We start from the raw sequence: 22,621 nt of genomic DNA, 5'->3' as shown, positions 1-22,621 counted from the left end.
GTTGCTACAGGTGCTACGTCAGGGTTTTAACTCAAGCGTAAAGCGGATTGATCTTGTCGGCGTTGATGCCGTACTTTTTGATGGCCTCGGCAACCTTGGCCGCTGGGATGGTGCCCTCTTCGCTGAGCGCCTTGAGCGCCGCCACGACGATGTAGTGGCGGTTGATCTCGAAGTGCTCACGCAGCTTGCTGCGGAAGTCGCTGCGGCCAAAACCGTCGGTGCCCAGCACCTTGTAGGTACGGCCCTTGGGTACGAAGGAGCGAATCTGCTCGGCATAGGCCTTCATGTAGTCTGTGGATGCAACCACCGGGCCGGTGTGCTTCTCAAGCTGTTGGCTGACAAACGGCACGCGCTGTTTGTCGGTCGGGTGCAGCAGGTTCCAGCGTTCGCAGTCCTGGCCGTCACGGGCCAGTTCGTTGAAGCTCGGGCAGCTCCACACGTTGGCGGCAACGCCCCACTCTTTTTCAAGCAGCTCTTGCGCGGCAATGGATTCACGCAGGATGGTGCCGGAGCCGAGCAGCTGCACGCGCGGCGTGAGCTTGGCCCCCTCTTTGCAGAGGTACATGCCCTTGATGATCTGCTCTTCGGTGCCGGGCTTGAGGCCGGGCATGGCGTAGTTTTCGTTCAGCAGCGTGAGGTAGAAGTACACGTTGTCCTGCTTCTCGACCATGCGCTTGAGGCCATGGTGCAGGATGACGCCGACTTCATGGGCAAAGGTCGGGTCGTAGCTGATGCAGTTGGGAATGGTGCCGGCCAGGATGTGGCTGTGGCCGTCTTCGTGCTGCAGGCCTTCGCCGTTCAGCGTGGTGCGGCCCGAAGTGCCGCCCAGCAGGAAACCGCGCGCCTGCATGTCGCCGGCCGCCCAGGCCAGGTCGCCGACACGCTGGAAGCCGAACATCGAGTAGTACACGTAGAACGGGATCATGATCCGGTTGTTGGTGCTGTACGAGGTGGCGGCTGCGATCCAGCTGCTCATGCCACCAGCTTCGTTGATGCCCTCTTGCAGGATCTGGCCCTGCTTGTCTTCCTTGTAGTACATCACCTGGTCTTTGTCGACCGGCGTGTATTGCTGGCCGTCAGGGTTGTAGATGCCGATCTGGCGGAACAGGCCTTCCATGCCGAAGGTGCGGGCTTCATCGACCAGGATGGGCACTACGCGCGGGCCCAGGGCCTGGTCGCGCAGCAGTTGCGTGAGAAAGCGCACATACGCCTGCGTGGTCGAGATTTCGCGGCCTTCGGCCGTGGGCTCGATCACCGACTTGAAGGTCTCGAGTGCTGGCACGGTGAACTGCTCGTCGGCCTTGACGCGGCGGTGCGGCAGGTAGCCGCCCAGGGCCTTGCGGCGCTCGTGCAGGTAGCGCATCTCGGGCGTGTCGTCGGCCGGCTTGTAAAACGGGATGTCGGCGAGCTGGCTGTCGGGAATCGGGATGTTGAAGCGGTCGCGGAAGGCCTTGATGTCTTCGTCGGCCAGCTTTTTGGTCTGGTGGACGTTGTTCTTGCCTTCGCCGATCTTGCCCATGCCGAAGCCTTTGACGGTCTTGATCAGCAAGACGGTGGGCTGGCCCTCGTGCTTGACGGCCGCGTGGAAGGCCGCATAGACCTTTTGCGAATCATGGCCGCCACGGCGCAGGTTCCAGATGTCGTCGTCGCTCATCTTGGCGACCATCTCGAGCGTGCGTGGGTCTTTGCCGAAGAAGTGCTTGCGGACGAAGGCGCCGTCGTTGGCCTTCATGGCCTGGTAGTCGCCGTCGACCGTGTCCATCATGACCTTCCTGAGCGCGCCGTCCTTGTCGCGGGCCAGCAGCGGATCCCAGTTGCTGCCCCAGATGAGCTTGATGACGTTCCAGCCGGCACCGCGGAACTCGCCTTCGAGCTCCTGGATGATCTTGCCGTTGCCGCGAACCGGGCCGTCGAGGCGCTGCAGGTTGCAGTTGATGACAAAGACGAGGTTGTCGAGCTTTTCGCGCGCGGCCAGGCCGATGGCGCCCATCGATTCGACTTCGTCCATCTCGCCGTCGCCGCAGAAGACCCAGACCTTGCGGTTTTCAGTGTTGGCAATGCCGCGGGCGTGCAGATACTTGAGGAAACGCGCCTGGTAAATCGCCATCAATGGGCCCAGGCCCATTGAGACGGTGGGGAACTGCCAGAACTCAGGCATCAGCTTGGGATGCGGGTAGCTGGACAGGCCCTTGCCATCGACTTCCTGGCGGAAGTTGAGCAGTTGCTCTTCGGTCAGGCGGCCTTCAAGGTAGGCGCGGGCATAGACACCGGGCGACACGTGGCCCTGGATGTAAAGGCAGTCGCCGCCGTGGTTTTCACTCTCGGCATGCCAGAAATGGTTGAAGCCGGCGCCGAACAGGCTGGCCAGCGAGGCAAAGGAGCCGATGTGGCCGCCCAAATCACCGCCATCTGCCGGATGCAGGCGGTTGGCCTTGACTACCATGGCCATGGCGTTCCAGCGCATGTAGGCGCGCAGACGTTCTTCGATCTCGAGGTTGCCAGGAGAGCGCTCTTCGTGGTCGGTTTCAATGGTGTTGACATAGCCCGTATTGGCCGAGAAAGGCATGTCGATGCTTTTCTGGCGGGCGTGCTCAAGGAGTTGCTCGAGCAGAAAGTGGGCGCGCTCGGGACCTTCACTTTCGATGACGGCGGACAGGGCGTCCATCCATTCACGGGTTTCCTGGGTGTCCTTGTCCAGCGCGTCGTTGGCGGCAGCGCGCAAGTTGTCGCCCGCTTGGTTCGGAATGGCAGCCATTTTTTGTCTCCTGAGTAGCCTGATAAAGCTTTGTTAATCCGCAATACAGCCTCTTGTCGGGCTGTGCGCGGAGCCTGTGTCCAATTGCGCCTAAGCGTGTTTTAAACGCAAATTAGATTCAAGACCCTAGTTTCTCACAATATTTGTTAAATTTCAAATAGTGCTTATTGATTTCACATTAAGAAATTTCACGGAAGTTCAGCAAATCGATACCTGCGGGGAAATGCCCTTGGCAAATACCGGTTGCTTTATCGAAACCAGCGATGTGACAGCGCAGCCCACAGCCTCACCTTAAAAGATCAGGGTCAACCCTGACCACAGAGGGGCATCTCACTTAAACTGCATCATCCCTATGACCCAGCAAGCCCCTGCCCCCGCCGACACGATGGCGAACTCCGCCACCTTTGCCCTGTGGAGGCGCTGGTGGCGCAAGCAGTCGCCGTCGCGCCAGGACCGTTTCATCACCTTGGGGCCCCTGCTGGCCGTGGTGCTGTTTCTGGCAGCCGTGATCGCAGCCTTCGGTTACCTGCGCATCGAAGAAATCGACCGCGAGCAACAGGCCGTCAAGCGCGATGTGGAATACGCCCAGCAGCGCCTGCGCCTGCGCCTTCTGGAACGCCAGGAGCAGCTCATGCGCATCGGGCGGGATGTCTCCAACAAGGAAGTGGATACGGAAGAATTCATCTCGCAGGCCGAATCCCTGGTCAACCAGTACCCCGAACTCATGGCAGTCACCTGGGTGGACAGCAGGCGGCGGATCAAGGTGGCCTATGTATCGCCCAGCGCCAACGCCAGCCAGTTGCGCGGCGCCGGCGAGCAGCTCAAGGTCGGCGAAACAGACGGCACCTACGACCTGGCAAGAGACCTGCGGCAACCGGTGTATTCACGCCCGCTGGTGACCAAGGAAGCCAGCGGCTACAACACCCCTACCCTGCAGTTGCAGGTGCCGCTCGATGACCAGGGGAAATTTGCCGGCGTCATCATGGGCGAATACTCCATCGACGGGCTGCTGCGCTTTGGCGTGCCGACGGATGTGACGGCCAAATACGCGGTCACACTGATCGACGACAAAAACACGGTGCTGGCGGGCAACCTCCCGCCGCCCCGCAACCCCGCGGCCCGGCTTTTGCCCTGGACCGATGCCGCCGCTGAATATGAAATACCGGTTTCACCGGTAGGCAACGGCCTGCTGATTCGTGCGGAAGGCTATCGGGCCTCACTCGGAGTCGTGGGCAGCGGCTTTTTCTGGCTGGTCAGCGCCCTGAGCGCACTGACGGTGTGGATGCTGCTGGGCACCTGGCGCCATACGCGCCGTCGCGTGCAGGCCCAGCAGGCCTTGATTTCTGAAACCAACTTTCGCCGTGCGATGGAGAACTCCATGCTGACCGGCATGCGCGCGCTGGACCTGCAGGGCCGCATCACCTATGTGAACCCGGCGTTTTGCCAGATGACGGGCCTCACTGAAGGCGACCTGGTGGGCCGTACGCCGCCCTTCCCGCATTGGCCGGAAGGCGAGATCGAGACCCTGATGCAGCGGCTGGACGATGAGCTGCACGGCCGCACGCCGCCCGGTGGTTTCGAGGTGCGCGTCAAGCGCAAGAACGGCCAGATTTTTGACGCGCGCATGTATGTCTCGCCGCTGATTGATCCGCGCGGCCAGCAAACCGGCTGGATGACGTCCATGACCGACATCACCGAGCCCAAACGCATCCGCGAAGAACTCACAGCTTCTTACGAACGTTTCACCACGGTACTTGAGGGGCTGGACGCGGCCGTCTCCGTGGCGCCGCTGGGCAGTGAAGAGCTGCTGTTTGCCAACAAGCTGTACCGTTCGTGGTTTGGCGGTGAAGTCTCCGGCCATCTGAACCTGATTGCACAAGCGGGCGTGCCCTCCGCCGTACCCACCGAAGATGCGCTGGATGCGGTCGATGGCCTGGCGGGCTTCCCTACCGACACGCTGACGGCGGCGCAGACGGAAAACGCCGAAATTTTTGTGCCCGAACTCAGCAAGTGGCTGGAAGTTCGTTCGCGTTACCTCACTTGGGTGGACGGCCGTCTGGCCCAGATGGTGATTGCTACCGACATCACGCCGCGGCGCCATGCCGAAGAGCAGGCAGCCCAGCAGAACGAGCGGGCCCAGACTGCGAGCCGCCTGATCACCATGGGTGAAATGGCCTCCAGCGTGGCGCACGAACTCAACCAGCCGCTGACGGCCATCAACAATTATTGCAACGGCATGGTGTCGCGCATCAAGGGCCAGCAGATCAGCAACGAAGACCTGCTGGTGGCGCTGGAGAAAACCGCCAAACAGGCACACCGCGCCGGGCAGATCATCCAGCGCATACGGTCCTTCGTCAAACGCAGTGAGCCCAACCGCAGCTCCGCCGACGTGGCGACCATCGTGAGCAATGCGATGGAGCTGGCCGACATCGAGCTGCGGCGCCATCACGTGCGGCTCAGCCACTACATCGCAGCCCGCCTGCCCGACATCATGGTGGACCCCATCCTGATCGAGCAGGTGCTCATCAACCTGATGAAAAACGCGGCTGAGTCGATTGAACAGGCGCACCTGCCGACAGCGCGGCGCAGCGTCGAATTGCGCGTGGTGCCCAAGCAGATTGAAGACCAGGCCGTGGTGGAGTTTTCGGTGCTCGATACGGGGCGTGGCCTGTCGCCTGAAGTCATGGGCCGGCTGTATGAAGCCTTCTATTCGACCAAGGCCGAGGGCATGGGCATAGGCCTCAAACTCTGCCGCAGTATTGTCGAGTCCCACCAGGGAAGAATGGAGGCCCAGAACCTCTACAATGGGGACGAAGTGGTGGGGTGCCGGTTTACCTTCTGGATCCCCGTGACACCCCTGCTGGCACCGGTGGCGCCTGCTAGCGATACCATAGCAACCAAGGATACCGGCGTTCATTGAAACCCCTTCAAGAACAGTCTCCCGAGAAGTTCACGAAAGAAAGTTTGGCATGAGCTTGATTCCCAAAAAAGGTACCGTCTACGTCGTTGATGATGACGAGGGCGTGCGCGACTCCCTTCAGTGGCTGCTCGAAGGCAAGGACTACCGCGTCCGCTGCTACGACTCGGCCGAAACCTTTCTCTCCCGTTACGACCCGCGCGAAGTCGCCTGCCTGATCGTCGACATCCGCATGGGCGGCATGACGGGTCTCGAATTGCAGGACCGCCTGGTCGAGCGCAAGTCACCGCTTCCCATCGTGTTCATCACCGGCCACGGCGACGTACCCATGGCGGTCAACACCATGAAAAAAGGCGCTATGGATTTCATCCAGAAGCCTTTCCAGGAAGAAGCCCTGGTCAACCTGGTCGAGCGCATGCTAGAGCAGGCCAAAGAAGCCTTCAGTGACTACCAGCAGTCCGCCAGCCGCGACGCCCTGCTCGCCAAGCTCACCTCACGCGAAGCCCAGGTGCTTGAGCGCATCGTGGCGGGCCGCCTCAACAAGCAGATCGCCGACGACCTGGGCATCAGCATCAAGACAGTGGAGGCGCACCGCGCCAACATCATGGAAAAGCTCAACGCCAATACCGTGGCCGACCTGCTCAAAATAGCCTTGGGATCCAACGCACCCAAAGGCTGACCTCCTTCCGCTATCTTTCTGATAGCTGCTTGCGCCCGTGATGATTGGATTTGCGGGCGTTTTTACTTGAAAATCGATAAAAAATGACTGCCCAGCTGATCGACGGAAACGCCCTCTCCAAACAACTGCGCGCTGAAGTCGCCCAACGCGCCGCCGCCCTGCGCGCACGCGGCGTCACACCGGGCCTGGCCGTGGTGCTGGTGGGTGAAAACCCGGCCAGCCAGGTCTATGTGCGCAACAAGGTCAAGGCCTGCGAAGACAACGGGCTGCATTCGGTGCTTGAGCAATACCCTGCCACCCTCAGCGAAGCAGATCTGCTGGCACGGGTAGAGGCGCTCAACAATGACCCGGCCATCCACGGCATCCTGGTGCAGCTTCCGCTGCCTGCCCATATCGACGCGCAAAAAGTCATCGAATCGATCTCGCCCGCGAAAGACGTTGACGGGTTTCACGTCGCCAGCGCCGGCGCGCTCATGGTCGGCCAGCCGGGCTTCTGGCCCTGCACGCCTTATGGCTGCATGAAGATGCTGGAAAGCATCGGCTACGACCTCAAAGGCAAGCATGCTGTGGTCATCGGCCGCAGCAACATCGTCGGCAAGCCGATGGCGCTGATGCTGCTGCAAAAGAACGCCACCGTCACCATCTGTCACAGCGCAACCAAAGACCTCAAGGCCATGACGCTACAGGCCGATGTGATCGTGGCAGCTGTCGGCAAGCGCAACGTGCTGACGGCCGACATGGTCAAACCGGGCGCCGTCGTGATAGATGTGGGCATGAACCGCAACGATGAAGGCAAGCTTTGCGGCGACGTGGACTTTGACGGCGTGAAGGAAGTGGCGGGCTACATCACACCGGTACCCGGCGGTGTCGGCCCCATGACCATCACCATGCTGCTGGTCAATACGCTGGAAGCGGCTGAACGAGCCCCCACGGTCGCTCACTCCGTGTAGTTCCCTGCCCCCCGAGGGGGCCGCTGCGCCTGCGGTCCGGCAGAGCCGGTCCCGCGGCCCCTGCTTGCCGGGGAAATTCAGGTGATTTCGGTTACCGTCGAGCGACTCAAGCGCCACAGCGCCAGGCCGGCGCACAGCCACTGCACAACATACAGCGCCGTACCCAGGCCATGCCAAAGCTTGAGGTTGCCGCCTTCGGCACGCGCACTGACGATGCGCGGCGCGATACCGAACTCCACCAGCAAGGCCAGCAACAAGCCAGTCACTATGAATTTGATAGCTGCTTGCGCTTGCTGCGCAAGGGCTGTATCGTCTTTTTTGTTAAAAACCAGAAGCAACAGCATGGCGCAGCCCGTGCTGAGCCAGGTCTGCGCAGTGAAGAGCTTGGCCGCCATGGCACCGGCAACAGCGGGTGTGCCGAGATTGGCGAACAGCATGGGAACCACCACGAATCCCAAACCAGTCAGGCTGCCCCACCAGAGAGCCGCCACCATCACATTGAAGCGTTGCTTCATTGGAAATTTTCCGATGGGCCGCCCCTGGGGAAATTAGCCCCCTCGGGGGGCAGAGAACTACACACAGTGAGTGAGCGTGGGGGCCACATTTTCTAGATGTACATCACCGCGATGATTTCGTAGCGTTTGATACCGCCTGGCGCCTGGACTTCGGCTGTATCGCCTTCGTCTTTGCCGATCAGCGCACGTGCAATCGGCGAGCTGATGTTGACCCGGCCCGCCTTGATGTCGGCCTCGTCTTCACCCACGATCTGATAAGTCACCTTGTCGCCGGTATCTTCATCTTCCAGTTCGATGGTGGAACCGAACACGACCTTGCCGCCCGCGTCCAGTTCGGACGGGTCGATGATTTGGGCAGCGGAAAGCTTGCCTTCGATTTCCTGAATACGGCCTTCGATGAAGCCCTGACGGTCTTTGGCGGCGTCGTATTCGGCGTTTTCGCTCAGGTCACCCTGCGCACGCGCTTCGGAAATGGAATTGATGACCCAGGGCCGGTCAACGGTTTTCAGCTGGTGCAGTTCGGCCTTGAGGCTTTCCGCGCCACGCTTGGTAATGGGAATGGTTGCCATGTTTTTGCTCCTCTCAAAAGCGAAACCGCCACCAGTCACCTGGCGGCGGCGCTTGAATCCAAAGTTTCAATCAAACAAGTTTAATGCAAATCGGATCTGCTGAAATCCGGAAAAAACCCGGGGCGTCAGGCTGTCAGCCTAGCTGCGCATGCAACTCCTGCACGGAATAAACCGGCAGGTTATCCAGGTACTTCATGCCCTCCACGGCCGCTTCGGCGCCGGCAATGGTGGTGTACGTCGTCACACGGGCCAGCAGCGCCGAGGTGCGGATCTGGCGCGAATCGGTAATCGCGTTGCGCCGCTCTTCCACCGTGTTAATGACCAGGGCGATTTCGTTGTTCTTGATCATGTCCACCACGTGCGGCCGGCCCTCGGTGACCTTGTTGACCACAGTGCAGGCGATACCCGCGGCCTGGATGGCGGCCGCAGTGCCTTTGGTGGCCACGATTTCAAACTTCAGGGCCGCCAGCTTGCGCGCGACTTCCACGGCACGCGGCTTGTCATTGTTCTTGACGGTGAGGAACACCTTGCCGGAGGTCGGCAGCTTGGTGCCCGCGCCGAGCTGGGACTTCACGAAGGCTTCGCCGAAAGTCTTGCCCACGCCCATGACTTCGCCGGTGGATTTCATCTCGGGGCCGAGAATCGTGTCCACGCCGGGGAACTTGACGAAGGGGAACACCGCTTCCTTGACACTGAAGTAAGGCGGTGTGACTTCGTCCTTGATGCCCTGCGAAGCCAGCGACTGGCCCACCATGCAACGTGCTGCCACTTTGGCCAGCTGGATTCCGGTGGCCTTGCTGACAAAGGGTACCGTGCGCGAGGCACGCGGGTTGACTTCCAGCACGTAGATGACGTCTTTGCCGTCAATGTTCTGGATCGCGAACTGCACGTTCATGAGACCCACCACCGTCAGTGCCTCGGCCATCGCGGCGGTCTGGCGCTTGATTTCGGTGACGGTTTCCGCGCTCAGGGAATATGGCGGCAAAGAGCACGCGGAGTCGCCGCTGTGCACGCCGGCCTGCTCGATGTGCTCCATCACGCCCCCGATGAAAGTGCGGCCTTCGGGGTCACGCAGGCAATCGACGTCGCACTCGATGGCGTCGTTCAGGAAGCGATCCAGCAGTACTGGCGAGTCATGGCTGACCTTGACAGCCTCGCGCATGTAGCGCTCAAGGTCACGCTGCTCGTGCACGATCTCCATGGCACGGCCGCCCAGGACATAACTGGGGCGCACAACCAGGGGGTAACCCAGCGCAGCGGCTTTTTCAAGCGCTTCGGGCTCGGTGCGCGCCGTGGCGTTGGGCGGCTGGCGCAGCTTCAACTCGTGCAGCAGCTTCTGGAAGCGCTCGCGGTCTTCCGCCGCGTCAATCATGTCGGGCGAAGTGCCGATGATGGGCACGCCGTTCGCTTCCAGATCCAGCGCCAGCTTCAAAGGCGTCTGGCCGCCGTACTGGACGATCACGCCCAACGGTTTTTCCTTGTCGACAATTTCGAGCACGTCTTCGAGCGTCAGCGATTCGAAATAGAGGCGGTCCGAGGTGTCGTAGTCGGTCGAGACGGTTTCAGGGTTGCAGTTGACCATGATGGTCTCGTAGCCGTCTTCGCGCATGGCCAACGCCGCGTGCACGCAGCAGTAGTCAAACTCGATGCCCTGCCCGATGCGGTTGGGCCCGCCGCCGAGGACCATGATTTTTTTCTTGTCGGTCGGAGCGGCTTCGCACTCGCTGCCTTCGGCCTCATAGGTCGAATACATGTAGGCGGTGTTGGTGGCAAACTCGGCGGCACAGGTGTCCACGCGCTTGTAGACCGGACGCACGCCCAGCGCACGGCGCTTTTCGCGAATGGCCGTGTCGGTGGTCTTGAGCTGCTTGGCCAGTCGGCGGTCGGAGAAGCCTTTTTGCTTCAGCGCACGCAGCGTGACGGCGTCGATCTTGTCGAGCGAGGTGGTTTCGAGTTCAAGTTCTATCTTGACGATCTGCTCGATCTGCACGAGAAACCACGGGTCGATCTTGGTGAGCGCAAAGACTTCATCGACGCTCATGCCCAGCGCAAACGCGTCACCCACATACCAGATGCGGTCGGGGCCGGGCGCGCCGAGTTCTTTCTCAAGCACTTCACGGTCTTGCGTCTTCTCGTTCATGCCGTCGACGCCGACTTCCAGGCCGCGCAGCGCTTTCTGGAAGGACTCCTGGAAAGTGCGGCCCATGGCCATCACCTCACCCACAGACTTCATCTGCGTGGTCAGGCGCGAATCAGCAGCCGGGAATTTCTCGAACGCGAAACGCGGAATCTTCGTGACGACGTAGTCGATGCTGGGCTCGAAGCTCGCTGGGGTTGCGCCGCCCGTGATTTCGTTACGCAGCTCGTCGAGCGTGTAGCCCACCGCCAACTTGGCCGCGACCTTGGCAATCGGGAAACCCGTGGCCTTGGAGGCCAGCGCCGATGAGCGCGAGACGCGCGGGTTCATCTCGATCACGACCATACGGCCGTCGACCGGGTTGATGGAGAACTGCACGTTGGAACCACCGGTATCCACGCCGATTTCCCGCAGCACAGCCAGCGAGGCGTTACGCAGTATCTGGTATTCCTTGTCAGTCAGCGTCTGGGCCGGTGCCACGGTGATCGAGTCACCGGTGTGCACGCCCATCGGGTCCAGATTTTCAATGGAGCAGACGATGATGCAGTTGTCGGCGGTGTCGCGCACGACTTCCATCTCGTACTCTTTCCAGCCGAGCAGCGATTCTTCAATCAGCAGCTCATTGGTGGGCGAAGCTTCGAGGCCGCGTTTGCAGATCACTTCGAATTCTTCGGAGTTGTAGGCGATGCCGCCGCCGGTGCCGCCCAGCGTGAAGCTTGGGCGGATCACGGTCGGGAAACCAACGGTTTTCTGGACTGCCCAGGCTTCATCCATGCTGTGCGCAATGCCGGAGCGGGCTGAGCCCAAACCGATCTTAGTCATCGCGTCCTTGAATTTCAGGCGGTCTTCGGCCTTGTCGATGGCTTCGGGCTTGGCGCCAATCAGCTCGACCTTGTACTTGTCGAGCACGCCGTTGTGCCAGAGGTCGAGCGCGCAGTTGAGCGCAGTCTGTCCGCCCATGGTCGGCAGGATGGCGTCAGGGCGTTCCTTGGCGATGATTTTTTCGACTGTCTGCCAGGTGATGGGCTCAATGTAGGTGACGTCGGCGGTCGCCGGGTCGGTCATGATCGTGGCGGGGTTGCTGTTGATCAGGATGACCTTGTAGCCCTCTTCGCGCAGCGCCTTGCAGGCCTGCACGCCGGAGTAGTCGAACTCGCAAGCCTGGCCGATGATGATGGGGCCGGCGCCGATGATGAGGACGGATTTGATGTCTGTACGTTTTGGCATTATTTGTTCCCTCCATGCTGTTCCATGAGGGCTGTGAAACGATCAAACAGATACGAAATATCGTGCGGGCCAGGCGAGGCTTCCGGGTGACCCTGAAAGCAAAACGCCGGCTTATCGGTGCGGGCCAGGCCTTGCAACGTGCCGTCAAACAGGCTGATGTGCGTGGGCCGCAGGTTGGCGGGCAGGCTTTTTTCATCCACCGCAAAACCGTGGTTCTGGCTGGTGATGCTGACGCGGCCGTTGTCCAGGTCTTTCACCGGGTGGTTGGCACCGTGGTGGCCGAACTTCATCTTGAAGGTCTTCGCGCCGCTGGCCAGCGCCATGATCTGGTGGCCCAGGCAGATACCGAAAGTCGGGATGCCGGTCTCAATGAGTTCACGCACCGCCGCAATCGCGTAGTCACAAGGCTCAGGGTCGCCCGGGCCATTGGCCAGGAAGATGCCGTCGGGTTTGAGCTTGAGCACGTCGGCAGCTGGCGTTTGTGCCGGCACCACGGTGATGCGCGCACCGCGCTCGGCCATCATGCGCAGGATGTTTTTCTTCACGCCGAAGTCAAAAGCCACGACGTGGAATTTGGGCGTGATTTGCACGCCATAACCCGCGCCGAGTTTCCATTCGGTCTGCGTCCATTCGTAGGTTTGCTTGACCGAGACGACCTTGGCCAGGTCGAGCCCGGCCATGCTGGGGGCGCCGCGCGCGGCCGCAACGGCCTTTTCGATCGCGGGCTGACTGACTTCTTCGCCCGCAGGCAGTGCCAGGATGCAGCCGTTTTGCGCGCCCTTGGTGCGCAGGTGGCGTGTGAGCTGCCGGGTGTCTATGCCGGCGATGGCTACCGTGTTTTCCTTGACCAGGTATTCGGACAAGGTCATGGTCATGCGGAAATTCGAGGCCAGCAGCGGCAGGTCCTTGATGATCAGGCCGGCCGCGTGGACTTTTTCAGCTTCGACGTCTTCGGCATTGATGCCGTAGTTGCCGATGTGCGGGTACGTGAGGGTGACGATCTGCTGGCAGTAGCTCGGATCCGTGAGGATTTCCTGATAGCCGGTCATGGCGGTGTTGAACACCACCTCGCCGACTGTGGAGCCTGCGGCTCCAATGGAATTGCCGATAAAGACCGTGCCGTCTGCGAGCGCCAGTATGGCGTGTGGGGATTTTTCGCGTGATCCCTGTAGAGACAAAAGCACTGGGTTCTCCGAGTTGGTTACGGTTCGCCCAAGCGTGCACAAGAAACGTCTCAGGGAGACTCTTGCTGGCTGCCTTAGTTGGCTGCTTTTGTGAGGGTGTTTGCTTTGTCTGCGCTCGGGCGAAGCTGTGTTTTGAAAAGCCCTTGATTATAGCCTAGGGATGTGGCCCCCACGGTCGCTCACTTCGTGTAGCTCCCTGCCCCCCGAGGGGGCTGCCCGCCCTACGGCCCGGCAGAGCCGGTTCCGCGGCTCATGCTGGCTTGAAGATTCAGGGCGAATGCAGGGGAGTATTTCACCAGTGGGGGCCGCGGGTTCGGCTTTGCCAGCCCCAGGCGCCGCCCCCCGGAAGGGGGGAACGGGCTACACGCAGTGAGCCTGGACGGGGGTGGGTCTATATCTTCAGCGAACTTGCGTACAGGCAAATTGCGGCCGCGGCTGCCACATTAAGCGACTCCTCGCCCCCCGGTTGGTCGATGCGGATCTTGAGCGCCGCCCGGCTCATGAGGTCGTCGCTAACGCCCTGCCCTTCGTGGCCCATGGCCCATGCACACGGCACAGGCAACTTCTGCTGATGCAAAAAGCTGCCTTGGTGCGAGCTGGTGACAACGATGGGCACGGTCAATGCTGCCAGAGCCTCGGGCTCCAGGCCTTCCACCAGTTGCAGTGCAAAGTGGGCACCCATACCGGCACGCAGCACTTTGGGCGACCAGAGCGCCGCCGTACCCCTGAGGGCAAGAACCTGGCCAAAGCCAAAGGCCGCTGCGCTGCGCAGGATGGAGCCCACGTTGCCGGCATCCTGCACACGGTCCAGGATGACCGAGGCTGCATGGGGTTGCGGGCTGGCGGGCGCCGGCAAATCCAGCACAAAACCCATGCGAGCGGGTGACTCCAGGCCGCTGATTTCCGGCAGCAGTGCATCGGAAATTACTATGTTTTTGATAGCTGCTTGCGCCCATTCAGATTGGCTTGCAGACCAAAATGATTCACAAAAAACGGCGATGGCAGGCTGCAGGCCGCGCGCCAGCGCTGCACGGCATAAATGGTCCCCCTCCAGCCAGACGCGCCCCTGTTTGCGGTACGCGGTGCTGTCCTGCGAGAGCTTGCGCAGGTCCTTGATCAGGGGGTTGTCGCGCGAAGTGATGTACGTGGCGGAGCCGGAGGATCCGGAGAAGCCGGAACTCACCGCAAGACCTCAGCCACCGGCGCAAAGGACCTGCGATGCTGGGGACAGGCGCCGTGTTCGCGCAACGCAGCCAGATGTTCGGCCGTGCCGTACCCTTTATGGTCGGCAAACCCGTACTGGGGATACTCAAGATGGAACTCCGCGCACCAACGGTCGCGGTAAACCTTGGCCAGAATCGACGCTGCGGAAATCGAAGGCACCAGCGCGTCACCACCCACAATGGCCTCGGACAGGATCACCAGTGTTGGCAGCCGGTTGCCGTCGACCAGCACCTTGTTGGGCTTGAGGCGCAGGCCTTCCACCGCGCGCCGCATGGCCAGTAAAGTAGCCTGCAGGATGTTGATGCTGTCGATCTCCTCGGCGGTTGCCAGCGCAATCGAGCAGCACAGTGCCTTGGCGCGGATTTCGTCATAGAGTTTTTCGCGGCGCAAGGCCGTGAGCTTCTTGGAGTCGGCCAGCCCCTGAATGGGATTGAGCTCATCAAGAATGACGGCGGCCGCGACCACCGGGCCCATCAATGGTCCCCGGCCAGCTTCGTCCACGCCAGCCACAAGGCCAGGCGTATCCCATGACAAGGGTGTTTGCTCAGCTTTCAAGAATTTGCTGGATCGCATCTGTCGCCAGTTTTGAAGTGTCCCGCTGCAGTTCCGCATGCAGCGCGGTAAATCGTTGTTCTACAGCCGCTATTTTGTCAGGTGCCGAAGACTTTGCGTCAACCCATTTCAGCACTTCCGCTGCCAGCGCCTCAGGCGTGGCCGCGTCCTGCAGCAGCTCCGGAACGACAAACTCCCGGCAGAGGATATTGGGCAGGCCCACCCATGGCTGCAATTTCTTGCGCCGCATGATTTGCCATGACAGCCAGTTCATGTTGTAGGCGATCACCATGGGCCGCTTGAAAAGCGCCGCCTCCAGCGTGGCGGTGCCACTCGCTATCAGCGTTACATCACATGCCGCCAGCGCGCTGTGGGACTGGCCCTCGATGATCTGCAGATGGGGTTTCATTCCTTCCACGTCCGCATGGCGCTCAATCACGCCCTTCAGCGCGGGAATGGCCGGCACTATAAATTTGATAGCTGGTTGCGCATGTTGAATAAGGGCTGCAGCCTTAAAGAATCGTTGCGCGAGGTACTGGATTTCGGATTTCCGGCTACCGGGAAGAATGGCCACCACGGTGTCTTCATCCTGCAAACCCAGCTTGCGCCGGGCCGCTGCGCGGTCAGGCTGCAGGGGAATGACATTGGCCAGCGGGTGCCCCACATAGGTCGCGGCAATGCCATGAGCAGCCAGCAGCGCAGGCTCAAAAGGAAAGATGCACAGCACGTGGTCCACACTGCGCCGTATCTTTTCAACACGGTCGGCACGCCAGGCCCAGATGGCGGGGCTGACAAAATGCACGGTCTTGATGCCTTGGACCTTGAGCGCCGCCTCCAGGTCAAGATTGAAGTCGGGTGCATCAATGCCAAGGAAAAGGTCTGGGCGCTGATCCAGCAGGCGTTGCTTCAGTTGTTCGCGTATGCCGACGATCTCGCGGTAATGCCGCAATACCTCAACATACCCGCGTACCGCCAGCTTTTCACTGGGCCACCAGGCGTTAAAACCGCGGCTTGCCATCTGTGAGCCGCCGATACCGTTTGACGTCAGTGCCGGCCAGCGGGCCTTGAAACCATCGAGCAGCAGGCCGGCGAGCAAATCTCCAGAGGTTTCGCCCGCGACCATCGCCACGCAAGGGGAACGGGCTCTCAGGGAGTCCGCAACGGGGAGGCCTGCCTCTCTACGGGCTGGCAGAGGGCTTGGCTCCATCAACGACATAGGTCTTACCGGACAATGCCGCGCTGCGGCGAGGTTTGTTCCAGAAATGAAAGCATCATCTGCACATCAGGCGCGGCATCTGGGTACTTTTCCGTCAGAGCGGCAATGCGCTCGCGCGATACATCCAGGGTCAGGTCGTCACGGTACAGCGCTTTGTGCATGGCCTTGACAGCGGAAATTCGCTCCGGTGAAAAGCCCCGTCGCCGCAGCCCTTCAAAATTCATGGAGCGCGCCTCGGCCGGTTGTCCCTGCGCCATGACAAAAGGCGGTAAATCGGCAAACAGCAGCGAGCACATGGCGGTGAAGCTGTGGGCACCGATTTTCACGAACTGGTGCGCGACGGTGAAGCCGCCCAGAATCACCCAGTCGCCGACATGCACATGGCCACCCAGTTGGGTGTTGTTGGCAAAAATGGTGTTGTTGCCCACCACGCAGTCGTGCGCCAGATGCACATAGGCCATGAGCCAGTTGTCATCCCCCACACGGGTCACGCCAGTGTCGCCCGGCGAGCCGATGTTGAAGGTGCAGAACTCGCGAATGGTGTTGCGGTGGCCGATCACCAGTTCACAAGGTTCACCCGCATACTTTTTATCCTGCGGAATTGCACCCAGTGAATTGAACTGGAAAATCCGGTTGTCACGGCCTATGGTGGTGTGTCCTTCGATCACGCAGTGGGCGCCCACGGTGGTGCCGGCACCAATCTTCACGTGCGGACCAATGACCGTATAGGGACCGACGCTCACCGACTCATGGAGCTGGGCTTGCGGATCAATAAGTGCAGTGGAATGTATAGCCGTCATGACGAAATCAACTGTTCAGCGAATAGGTCGGCCAAAAGCCGTATGGGCAAGTCCCCCTTCACACCGGGGCCGCGGGACTGGCTCCGCCAGACCGCAGGCGCAGCAGCCCTCTCGGGGGGCAGCGAATTACGCGAAGCGAAAAGCGTGGGGCCCATTCACGCGATCGTGCGCATGGTGCACATCAATTCGGCTTCACAGGCAATGGTCTCACCTACCCTGGTGACCCCTTTAAATTTAAAAATGCCGGCCTTCATGCGGTCCAGTGTGACGTCCATGATCAGCTGGTCGCCAGGTTCAACGGGGCGCTTGAAGCGTGCACCGTCGATGCCGGCGAAGTAATAGACCGTCTTGTCGTCGGGCGTGACGCCCAGCGTCGCAAAGGCCAGCAGCGCGGCCGCCTGCGCCATGGCTTCCAGTATCAATACCCCCGGCATCACCGGGTGATGGGGAAAGTGCCCCATAAAAAAGGGCTCGTTGATCGTGACGTTTTTGAGCGCCTTGATGCGTTTGCCTTTTTCGATTTCCAGCACCCGGTCCACCAGCAGGATGGGATAACGATGCGGCAGCTGTTTGAGAATTTGGTGGATATCCATCATGATTTTTCTTGAGTGTGTCCTGAGTGCAGGATGGCTTTTTCGACCTCCCTGAGACGCTCACGAAGCGTATGAAGCTGCTTGAGCGTAGCGGCATTTTTTTCCCAGACAGCATTGTCGTCGATGGGAAAGAGCCCGGTGTAATGCCCGGGCTTCAAAATGGATCGGGTTACCACCGATGCAGCCGAGACATGCACACCATCGGCGAGCGTCAGGTGGCCCAGCACAATGGCGCCGCCCCCCACCGTGCAATGCGCACCAATCGTGGCGCTGCCCGCGACGCCGGCACAGCCGGCCATGGCGGTATGTTTGCCAACCCGGACGTTGTGGCCGATCTGGACCAGGTTATCGAGCTTCACACCGTCTTCCAGCACCGTATCCTGCAGCGCACCGCGGTCAATGCAGGTGTTGGCACCGATCTCGACATCATTGCCGATCTGCACACCACCAAGTTGCTCGATCTTCACCCACTGTCCCTGGTGCGACGCAAAGCCAAAACCGTCAGCGCCGATCACCGCGCCGGAGTGCACGATACAGCGCTCCCCCACGCGGCAGCCGTCGGCCACGGTCACGCGCGCCGACAACCGGGTGTTCGCACCGATTTGCACATGCCGCCCGACGACGCAATGCTCCGCAATCCGCGCATCCGTGCCAATCACCGCGCCTTGGCCAATGCAGGCAAATGCACCGATCGAAACGCCGGACGCCACAGTGGCAGAGGGATCGATATAGGCACTGGGATGAATGTGCGGAACCACCTGCGGGGAATGCCACCGCTTCCAGAGTTGGGTGACCAACGCAAAAGCGTGGTAGGGATCGTCTGTCACGATGCAGGCGCCACGCTTGACTGCGGCCTCGCGCGCGGCGGGCGCCACAATGACGCAGACAGCCTCGGACTGCGCGAGCTTGGACAAGTATTTGGGGTGGCTGAGGAAACTCAGGTCCGCGGGACCGGCAGCCTCCAACGTAGAGAGCCGCTCTATCTGCAGGCCGGGGTCGCCGACCAGTTCGACCTGTACTGCACCGGCTAGGGATTCAACGATATCGGCAAGACGGAGTGTCACACTGCGCCTGCCATTTTCACGATGGTGATCGTGGTGAACACCCCGCAATCAACGGGCAGCGTTCAACGCCTTGATCACCTTGTCGGTGATGTCATGCTTGGGATTGACATAGACCGATTCCTGGAGAATCAGGTCGTACTTTTCCGTCTCAGCCAGCGTCTTCACAACCTTGTTCGCACGTTCGATGACCTGCTGGAGTTCTTCATTCTTGCGGGTGTTCAGGTCTTCCTGGAATTCACGGCGCTTGCGCTGGAAGTCCCGATCCTGGTCAACAAGCTGCTTTTGCCGTGAAACGCGCTGACTCTCCGCGAGCGTCGGGGCTTCACGCTCAAATTTGTCGGAGAGTGTTTTCAGCTGGGTCGCCAGATCGTTCAGCTCTTTTTCACGCTTGCTGAATTCCTGCTCAAGTTTGGTCTGGGCGGCTTTCGCGGAATTGGCTTCCCGGAAAATCCGGTCCAGATTGACAATCCCGACTTTGAACTCCTGCGCACTTGCGGAGAACCCCGCCAGTGCAATGGCAACGCCCAGGAAAATTTTGATTGAAAAATGCTTCATTAGAAAGATGTACCAATTTGGAATTGCAACCGCTCTATTCTATCGCCTGGCATTTTGCGCAGCGGCGTCGCAATAGCGATGCGCAAGGGACCCACTGGGGAAATCCAGCTGATACCAATACCTGTGGAAGCCCGCAAGTCATTTACCCGAAAACGCTCATTTTCACCAAAAACATTGCCTGCGTCCACAAACCCATAGAGGCGCAGGGTACGGTCATTGCCTGCACCAGGAAACGGCGCAATGAGTTCGGCATTGAGGGTGAGCTTCTTCGGTCCACCGATGGCAAGATCAGACGCATCGCGCGGGCCCAGTGAGCCTTGCTCAAATCCACGCACAGAACCCAGGCCGCCCGAATAGTAATTCTTGAAGAGCGGATAAGGCTGGCCATTCAGGCCTTTGCCCCAGCCAAACTCGCCGTTAAGCGCAATCGTGAACTGCTTGTTGAGCGGAATGTATTTCTGGGCCTGGTAGTTCGCTCGCACGAATTTGATGTCGCCAGCGACACCCCAGTCACCGTAAACCCGTTGATAGAGGCCCGACGTAGGCACCAGCGCGCTGTCGCGGCTGTCGCGCGACCAACCCACTGTCAACGGAATCGAGTTGCTTTTGTAGCCAAACTGGTTCGCATAGTTCAGATAACTAACCGGCAGATTGGTGCCCGGCACAATCGTCAACTGCTCGTAACCGCTGCCAAAATAAACGGTGTCATTCTCGGTAAACGGAACACCGAAACGAATACTTGCGCCCCGCGTTTTCAGGCTGTAGTCACCACCTTGGCCCGAGGTAGGCTTCGACGTGCGGTCATAGACATCAATGGTGCGCGAAATACCATCGGCCGTGAAATATGGGTCAATAGTGCTGAGCACGATCTGGCGGTTGGACTTGCTGGTGTTGACTTCAACACCCAGGTAATTGCCCGAGCCAAAAACGTTTTCCTGCTTGATACCGAATACCAGTGAGAGGCTGTCCGCGCTGGAATACCCCGCACCAAGCTGCAAATTACCGGTTGGCTTTTCAACCACATTGACCGTAATGTCGACTTGGTCGTTTGTACCGGTCACTTCCTGCGTTTCTACATTCACATCGGTAAAGAAACCCAGACGGTCGACACGGTCGCGGGAAAGCCGGATTTTGTCGCCGTCGTACCAGGACGACTCAAACTGGCGGAACTCGCGACGCACGACTTCATCGCGCGTGCGATTGTTTCCGGCCACGTTGATGCGCCGCACATAAGCACGGCGGGATGGTTCTGCCTGAAGCACAAATGCCACGCGGTTATTGACACGGTCAATTTCCGGCACCGCTTCGACGCGGGCAAAAGCGTAGCCAAAAGTACCGAAATAGTCGCTGAACGCCTTGGTCGTTTCAGCGACCTCGTCCGCGTTGTAGGCCTCACCAGGCGTGATTTTCACGAGTGTCTTGAACTCTTCTTCCTTGTTCAGGTAGTTGCCTTCAAGCTTGACACCCGAAACAACAAAACGCTCGCCCTCGGTCACGTTGACGGTGATGGCAATGCTTTGTTTGTCCGGGGAAATCGCAACCTGGGTAGAGTCGATTTTGAATTMGAGGTAGCCCCGCGAAAGGTAGTAGGAGCGCAGCGTTTCAATGTCGGCGTTGAGCTTGGTGCGCGAATAGCGATCCGACTTGGTGTACCAGCTGAGCCAGCCACCTGTATCAAGGTCAAAGAGGCTCAGGAGGGTTGACTCGCTGAACGCCTTGTTGCCTGTAATGTGGATTTCCTTGATCTTCGCGACATCGCCTTCGGTCACACTGAAAGTCAGGTTGACCCGATTGCGTTCGATCGGCGTGACGGTGGTGACAATTTCAACGCCGTACAGGCTCTTGTTGATGTACTGGCGCTTGAGCTCCTGCTCCGCCTTGTCGGCGAGCGCCTTGTCGAACGGCTGGCCGTCCGCAACACCGGCCTCGCGGAGTGCTTTCTTGAGCGCGTCCTTGTCGAACTCCTTGGCACCCACAAAGTCCACGTCAGCGACGGTGGGACGCTCTTCAACGATCACCACCAATACGTCGCCACTGACTTCAAGTCTCACGTCCTTGAACAGGCCCAGCCCAAACAGCGCACGAATGGCGGTGGAACCCTTGTCGTCGTTATAGGTTTCGCCGACCCGAAAGGGCAAGGAGGCAAAAATGGTTCCGGGCTCAACGCGCTGCAAGCCTTCAACCCGGATATCACGCACCGTGAAAGGGTCAACGGCCCAAGCCGAACTGGCTGCAAAAAGACCGGCGGCGATAGCGCAAACTGCACGAACTTTGAAGCGATTTATTTGTTTTTGCATGAAATGTAAGGAATTAGCCCAAAAGCCGGGTGACATCGTTAAACAGGGCAACGCACATCATGCCCAGCAGGATAGCAACGCCACCGCGCTGCAACCGGTCCATCCAGGCGTCAGACACGCCCCGGCCGGTGATCCCCTCCCAAAGATAATACATCAGGTGCCCCCCATCCAGAACCGGCAGCGGCAGTAAATTCAGGACGCCAAGGCTCACGCTGATAAGGGCCAAAAATAGCAGATAACTGCTCCACCCAAGGCTGGCCGACTTCCCCGCATAGTCCGCAATCGTGAGCGGGCCACTCAGGTTTTTAAGCGACGCCTCGCCTATGACCATTTTCCCCATCATCTTCAGTGTGAGCAGCGAAACCTGCCAGGTACGTACGGCACCTTGCCACAAGCCATCGACAGGGCCGTAACGCACCGTGACAAACTCGGGAGGGGCTCCCACATAGGCCTCAATCCGGGGCACCATCACCCCGTTCACTGCCTTGAGTTCAGACGTCACTTGCAGCGCCAGGGATGCGCCAGCACGGCTGATTTGCCATGTCTGCGGGACAACGGCAGCACCCGTTCCGGTCGAGCGGGCAGAGGTACGTATCACCTCGCGCAGCTGTTGCCCATCCACAATCGCTGTCTCGCCAATGCGAAGCACGAGATCATCGGCACGCAGGCCGGATTTTTCTGCGGCGCCCCCGGGCATGACAGTGCCAATCACCGGACGGGTCCAGGGGCCGAGAATGCCAATTTTCCTGAACAGATCGGCATCTGCTTCGGGTGCACCCAGCGTACTGAGCAGCAACCGCACAGTCTGCCCTGACGCTGCGCCATCGCTGCCAAGCACCAAGGTGAGGTCGCGACCATCCAGTGCACCTTGAGTGAGCCTCCAGCGCAAGTCTTCAAAAGAATGAACGACCTCCAGGTCGCCGCCTTCAAAAGCCGCCTGCTGAACCATTTCCCCGCCACCCAGGCCAGCCTTTTCGGCAAGCGATCCTGCTACCGGGCTGGCCAAAATGGCTTTGGGCTCCTGCAAGCCAGTCCAGTTGACCACGGCATACAGCACTATGGCCAGCAGCAAATTGGCGGCCGGGCCGGCGGCCACCACGGCAACCCGCGATTTCAGCGGCTGGGTATTAAAAGCCAGATGACGCTCGGATAGATCCACCGGGGCCTCGCGCTCATCCAGCATCTTGACGTAGCCGCCCAGGGGCAGCATGCCGATGGAAAACTCTGTCGACTTGTTTTTGAGCTTCCAGGTGTAAATAGGTTTGCCGAATCCGATGGAAAATTTCAGGACCTTGATGCCACACGCCACTGCGACGCGGTAATGGCCGTATTCGTGCACGGCAATCAGGATACCGAGAGTCACAACGAAAGAAACCAGTGTCAGCAT

17 protein-coding genes are annotated in these 22,621 nt (G+C 59.9%); 3 read left to right on the top strand and 14 right to left on the bottom strand.

Annotation, left to right across the window (positions count from 1 at the left end; translation table 11 throughout):
• Positions 1–31: 31 nt before the first annotated feature.
• On the bottom strand, positions 32–2,755 hold the full coding sequence (gene aceE / locus AC1DWQ_RS08690) for a pyruvate dehydrogenase (acetyl-transferring), homodimeric type (protein ID WP_477669266.1): 2,724 nt from the start codon (positions 2,753–2,755) through the stop codon (positions 32–34).
• Between the two features lie 352 nt (positions 2,756–3,107).
• On the opposite strand from aceE, the gene AC1DWQ_RS08685 reads away from it, so the two are divergent.
• From AC1DWQ_RS08685 to folD, 3 genes are all read left to right on the top strand, one after another.
• Positions 3,108–5,675, top strand: a complete 2,568-nt coding sequence (locus AC1DWQ_RS08685; protein ID WP_477649845.1) for a PAS domain S-box protein — start codon at positions 3,108–3,110, stop codon at positions 5,673–5,675.
• Positions 5,676–5,724: 49 nt separating this feature from the next.
• Positions 5,725–6,351, top strand: coding sequence for a response regulator transcription factor (locus AC1DWQ_RS08680; protein WP_348047552.1), 627 nt, complete (start codon positions 5,725–5,727; stop codon positions 6,349–6,351).
• Between the two features lie 83 nt (positions 6,352–6,434).
• Complete coding sequence (gene folD, locus AC1DWQ_RS08675) at positions 6,435–7,301, top strand: bifunctional methylenetetrahydrofolate dehydrogenase/methenyltetrahydrofolate cyclohydrolase FolD (protein WP_477669265.1); 867 nt, start codon at positions 6,435–6,437, stop codon at positions 7,299–7,301.
• A gap of 77 nt (positions 7,302–7,378) precedes the next feature.
• Here folD and AC1DWQ_RS08670 read toward each other — a convergent pair whose 3' ends face one another.
• The 13 genes from AC1DWQ_RS08670 to rseP form a co-directional block, all read right to left on the bottom strand.
• Positions 7,379–7,816, bottom strand: coding sequence for a DUF4149 domain-containing protein (locus AC1DWQ_RS08670; protein ID WP_477669264.1), 438 nt, complete (start codon positions 7,814–7,816; stop codon positions 7,379–7,381).
• A 92-nt stretch (positions 7,817–7,908) separates the two neighbouring features.
• Positions 7,909–8,385 (bottom strand): transcription elongation factor GreA, encoded by a 477-nt coding sequence (gene greA, locus AC1DWQ_RS08665; protein ID WP_477649842.1) that lies wholly within the window; start codon positions 8,383–8,385, stop codon positions 7,909–7,911.
• A gap of 133 nt (positions 8,386–8,518) precedes the next feature.
• Positions 8,519–11,749 (bottom strand): carbamoyl-phosphate synthase large subunit, encoded by a 3,231-nt coding sequence (carB, locus tag AC1DWQ_RS08660; protein ID WP_477669263.1) that lies wholly within the window; start codon positions 11,747–11,749, stop codon positions 8,519–8,521.
• The gene (gene carA / locus AC1DWQ_RS08655; protein ID WP_477669262.1) at positions 11,749–12,933 is read right to left on the bottom strand and encodes a glutamine-hydrolyzing carbamoyl-phosphate synthase small subunit; all 1,185 of its coding nucleotides are present in this window, start codon (positions 12,931–12,933) and stop codon (positions 11,749–11,751) included. The genes carB and carA overlap by 1 nt, the downstream gene beginning before the upstream one ends.
• 391 nt (positions 12,934–13,324) lie before the next feature.
• On the bottom strand, positions 13,325–14,116 hold the full coding sequence (locus AC1DWQ_RS08650) for a TrmH family RNA methyltransferase (RefSeq protein ID WP_477669261.1): 792 nt from the start codon (positions 14,114–14,116) through the stop codon (positions 13,325–13,327).
• Entirely contained in the window at positions 14,113–14,730 is a 618-nt protein-coding gene (rnhB, locus tag AC1DWQ_RS08645) for a ribonuclease HII (protein WP_477669260.1), read from the bottom strand. The genes AC1DWQ_RS08650 and rnhB overlap by 4 nt, the downstream gene beginning before the upstream one ends.
• A complete protein-coding gene (gene lpxB / locus AC1DWQ_RS08640; protein ID WP_477669259.1) occupies positions 14,702–15,838 on the bottom strand; it encodes a lipid-A-disaccharide synthase in 1,137 nt (378 codons plus the stop codon). Before lpxB ends, rnhB begins: the two co-directional genes overlap by 29 nt.
• A 92-nt stretch (positions 15,839–15,930) precedes the next feature.
• A complete protein-coding gene (gene lpxA, locus AC1DWQ_RS08635) occupies positions 15,931–16,725 on the bottom strand; it encodes an acyl-ACP--UDP-N-acetylglucosamine O-acyltransferase (protein WP_477669258.1) in 795 nt (264 codons plus the stop codon).
• A 155-nt stretch (positions 16,726–16,880) separates the two neighbouring features.
• Complete coding sequence (gene fabZ / locus AC1DWQ_RS08630; RefSeq protein ID WP_477669257.1) at positions 16,881–17,321, bottom strand: 3-hydroxyacyl-ACP dehydratase FabZ; 441 nt, start codon at positions 17,319–17,321, stop codon at positions 16,881–16,883.
• On the bottom strand, positions 17,318–18,382 hold the full coding sequence (lpxD, locus tag AC1DWQ_RS08625; protein WP_477669256.1) for a UDP-3-O-(3-hydroxymyristoyl)glucosamine N-acyltransferase: 1,065 nt from the start codon (positions 18,380–18,382) through the stop codon (positions 17,318–17,320). The genes fabZ and lpxD overlap by 4 nt, the downstream gene beginning before the upstream one ends.
• Positions 18,383–18,430: 48 nt before the next feature.
• Positions 18,431–18,937, bottom strand: a complete 507-nt coding sequence (locus tag AC1DWQ_RS08620) for an OmpH/Skp family outer membrane protein (protein WP_477669255.1) — start codon at positions 18,935–18,937, stop codon at positions 18,431–18,433.
• A complete protein-coding gene (gene bamA / locus AC1DWQ_RS08615; protein WP_477669254.1) occupies positions 18,937–21,234 on the bottom strand; it encodes an outer membrane protein assembly factor BamA in 2,298 nt (765 codons plus the stop codon). The genes AC1DWQ_RS08620 and bamA overlap by 1 nt, the downstream gene beginning before the upstream one ends.
• 13 nt (positions 21,235–21,247) lie before the next feature.
• The gene (rseP, locus tag AC1DWQ_RS08610) at positions 21,248–22,621 is read right to left on the bottom strand and encodes an RIP metalloprotease RseP (RefSeq protein WP_477669253.1); all 1,374 of its coding nucleotides are present in this window, start codon (positions 22,619–22,621) and stop codon (positions 21,248–21,250) included.

The sequence above is a fragment of the Polaromonas sp. P2_G11 genome (assembly GCF_056403595.1).
This window is presented reverse-complemented; position numbering and strand designations above follow the sequence as displayed.

Excerpts from the sequence above, each read along its gene's own strand:
- aceE (WP_477669266.1), bottom strand. The coding sequence starts at position 2,755 with ATGGCTGCCATTCCGAACCAAGCGGGCGACAACTTGCGCGCTGCCGCC.
- AC1DWQ_RS08685 (WP_477649845.1), top strand. The coding sequence starts at position 3,108 with ATGACCCAGCAAGCCCCTGCCCCCGCCGACACGATGGCGAACTCCGCC.
- AC1DWQ_RS08680 (WP_348047552.1), top strand. The coding sequence starts at position 5,725 with ATGAGCTTGATTCCCAAAAAAGGTACCGTCTACGTCGTTGATGATGAC.
- folD (WP_477669265.1), top strand. The coding sequence starts at position 6,435 with ATGACTGCCCAGCTGATCGACGGAAACGCCCTCTCCAAACAACTGCGC.
- AC1DWQ_RS08670 (WP_477669264.1), bottom strand. The coding sequence starts at position 7,816 with ATGAAGCAACGCTTCAATGTGATGGTGGCGGCTCTCTGGTGGGGCAGC.
- greA (WP_477649842.1), bottom strand. The coding sequence starts at position 8,385 with ATGGCAACCATTCCCATTACCAAGCGTGGCGCGGAAAGCCTCAAGGCC.
- carB (WP_477669263.1), bottom strand. The coding sequence starts at position 11,749 with ATGCCAAAACGTACAGACATCAAATCCGTCCTCATCATCGGCGCCGGC.
- rnhB (WP_477669260.1), bottom strand. The coding sequence starts at position 14,730 with ATGCGATCCAGCAAATTCTTGAAAGCTGAGCAAACACCCTTGTCATGG.
- lpxA (WP_477669258.1), bottom strand. The coding sequence starts at position 16,725 with ATGACGGCTATACATTCCACTGCACTTATTGATCCGCAAGCCCAGCTC.
- fabZ (WP_477669257.1), bottom strand. The coding sequence starts at position 17,321 with ATGATGGATATCCACCAAATTCTCAAACAGCTGCCGCATCGTTATCCC.
- AC1DWQ_RS08620 (WP_477669255.1), bottom strand. The coding sequence starts at position 18,937 with ATGAAGCATTTTTCAATCAAAATTTTCCTGGGCGTTGCCATTGCACTG.
- rseP (WP_477669253.1), bottom strand. The coding sequence starts at position 22,621 with ATGCTGACACTGGTTTCTTTCGTTGTGACTCTCGGTATCCTGATTGCC.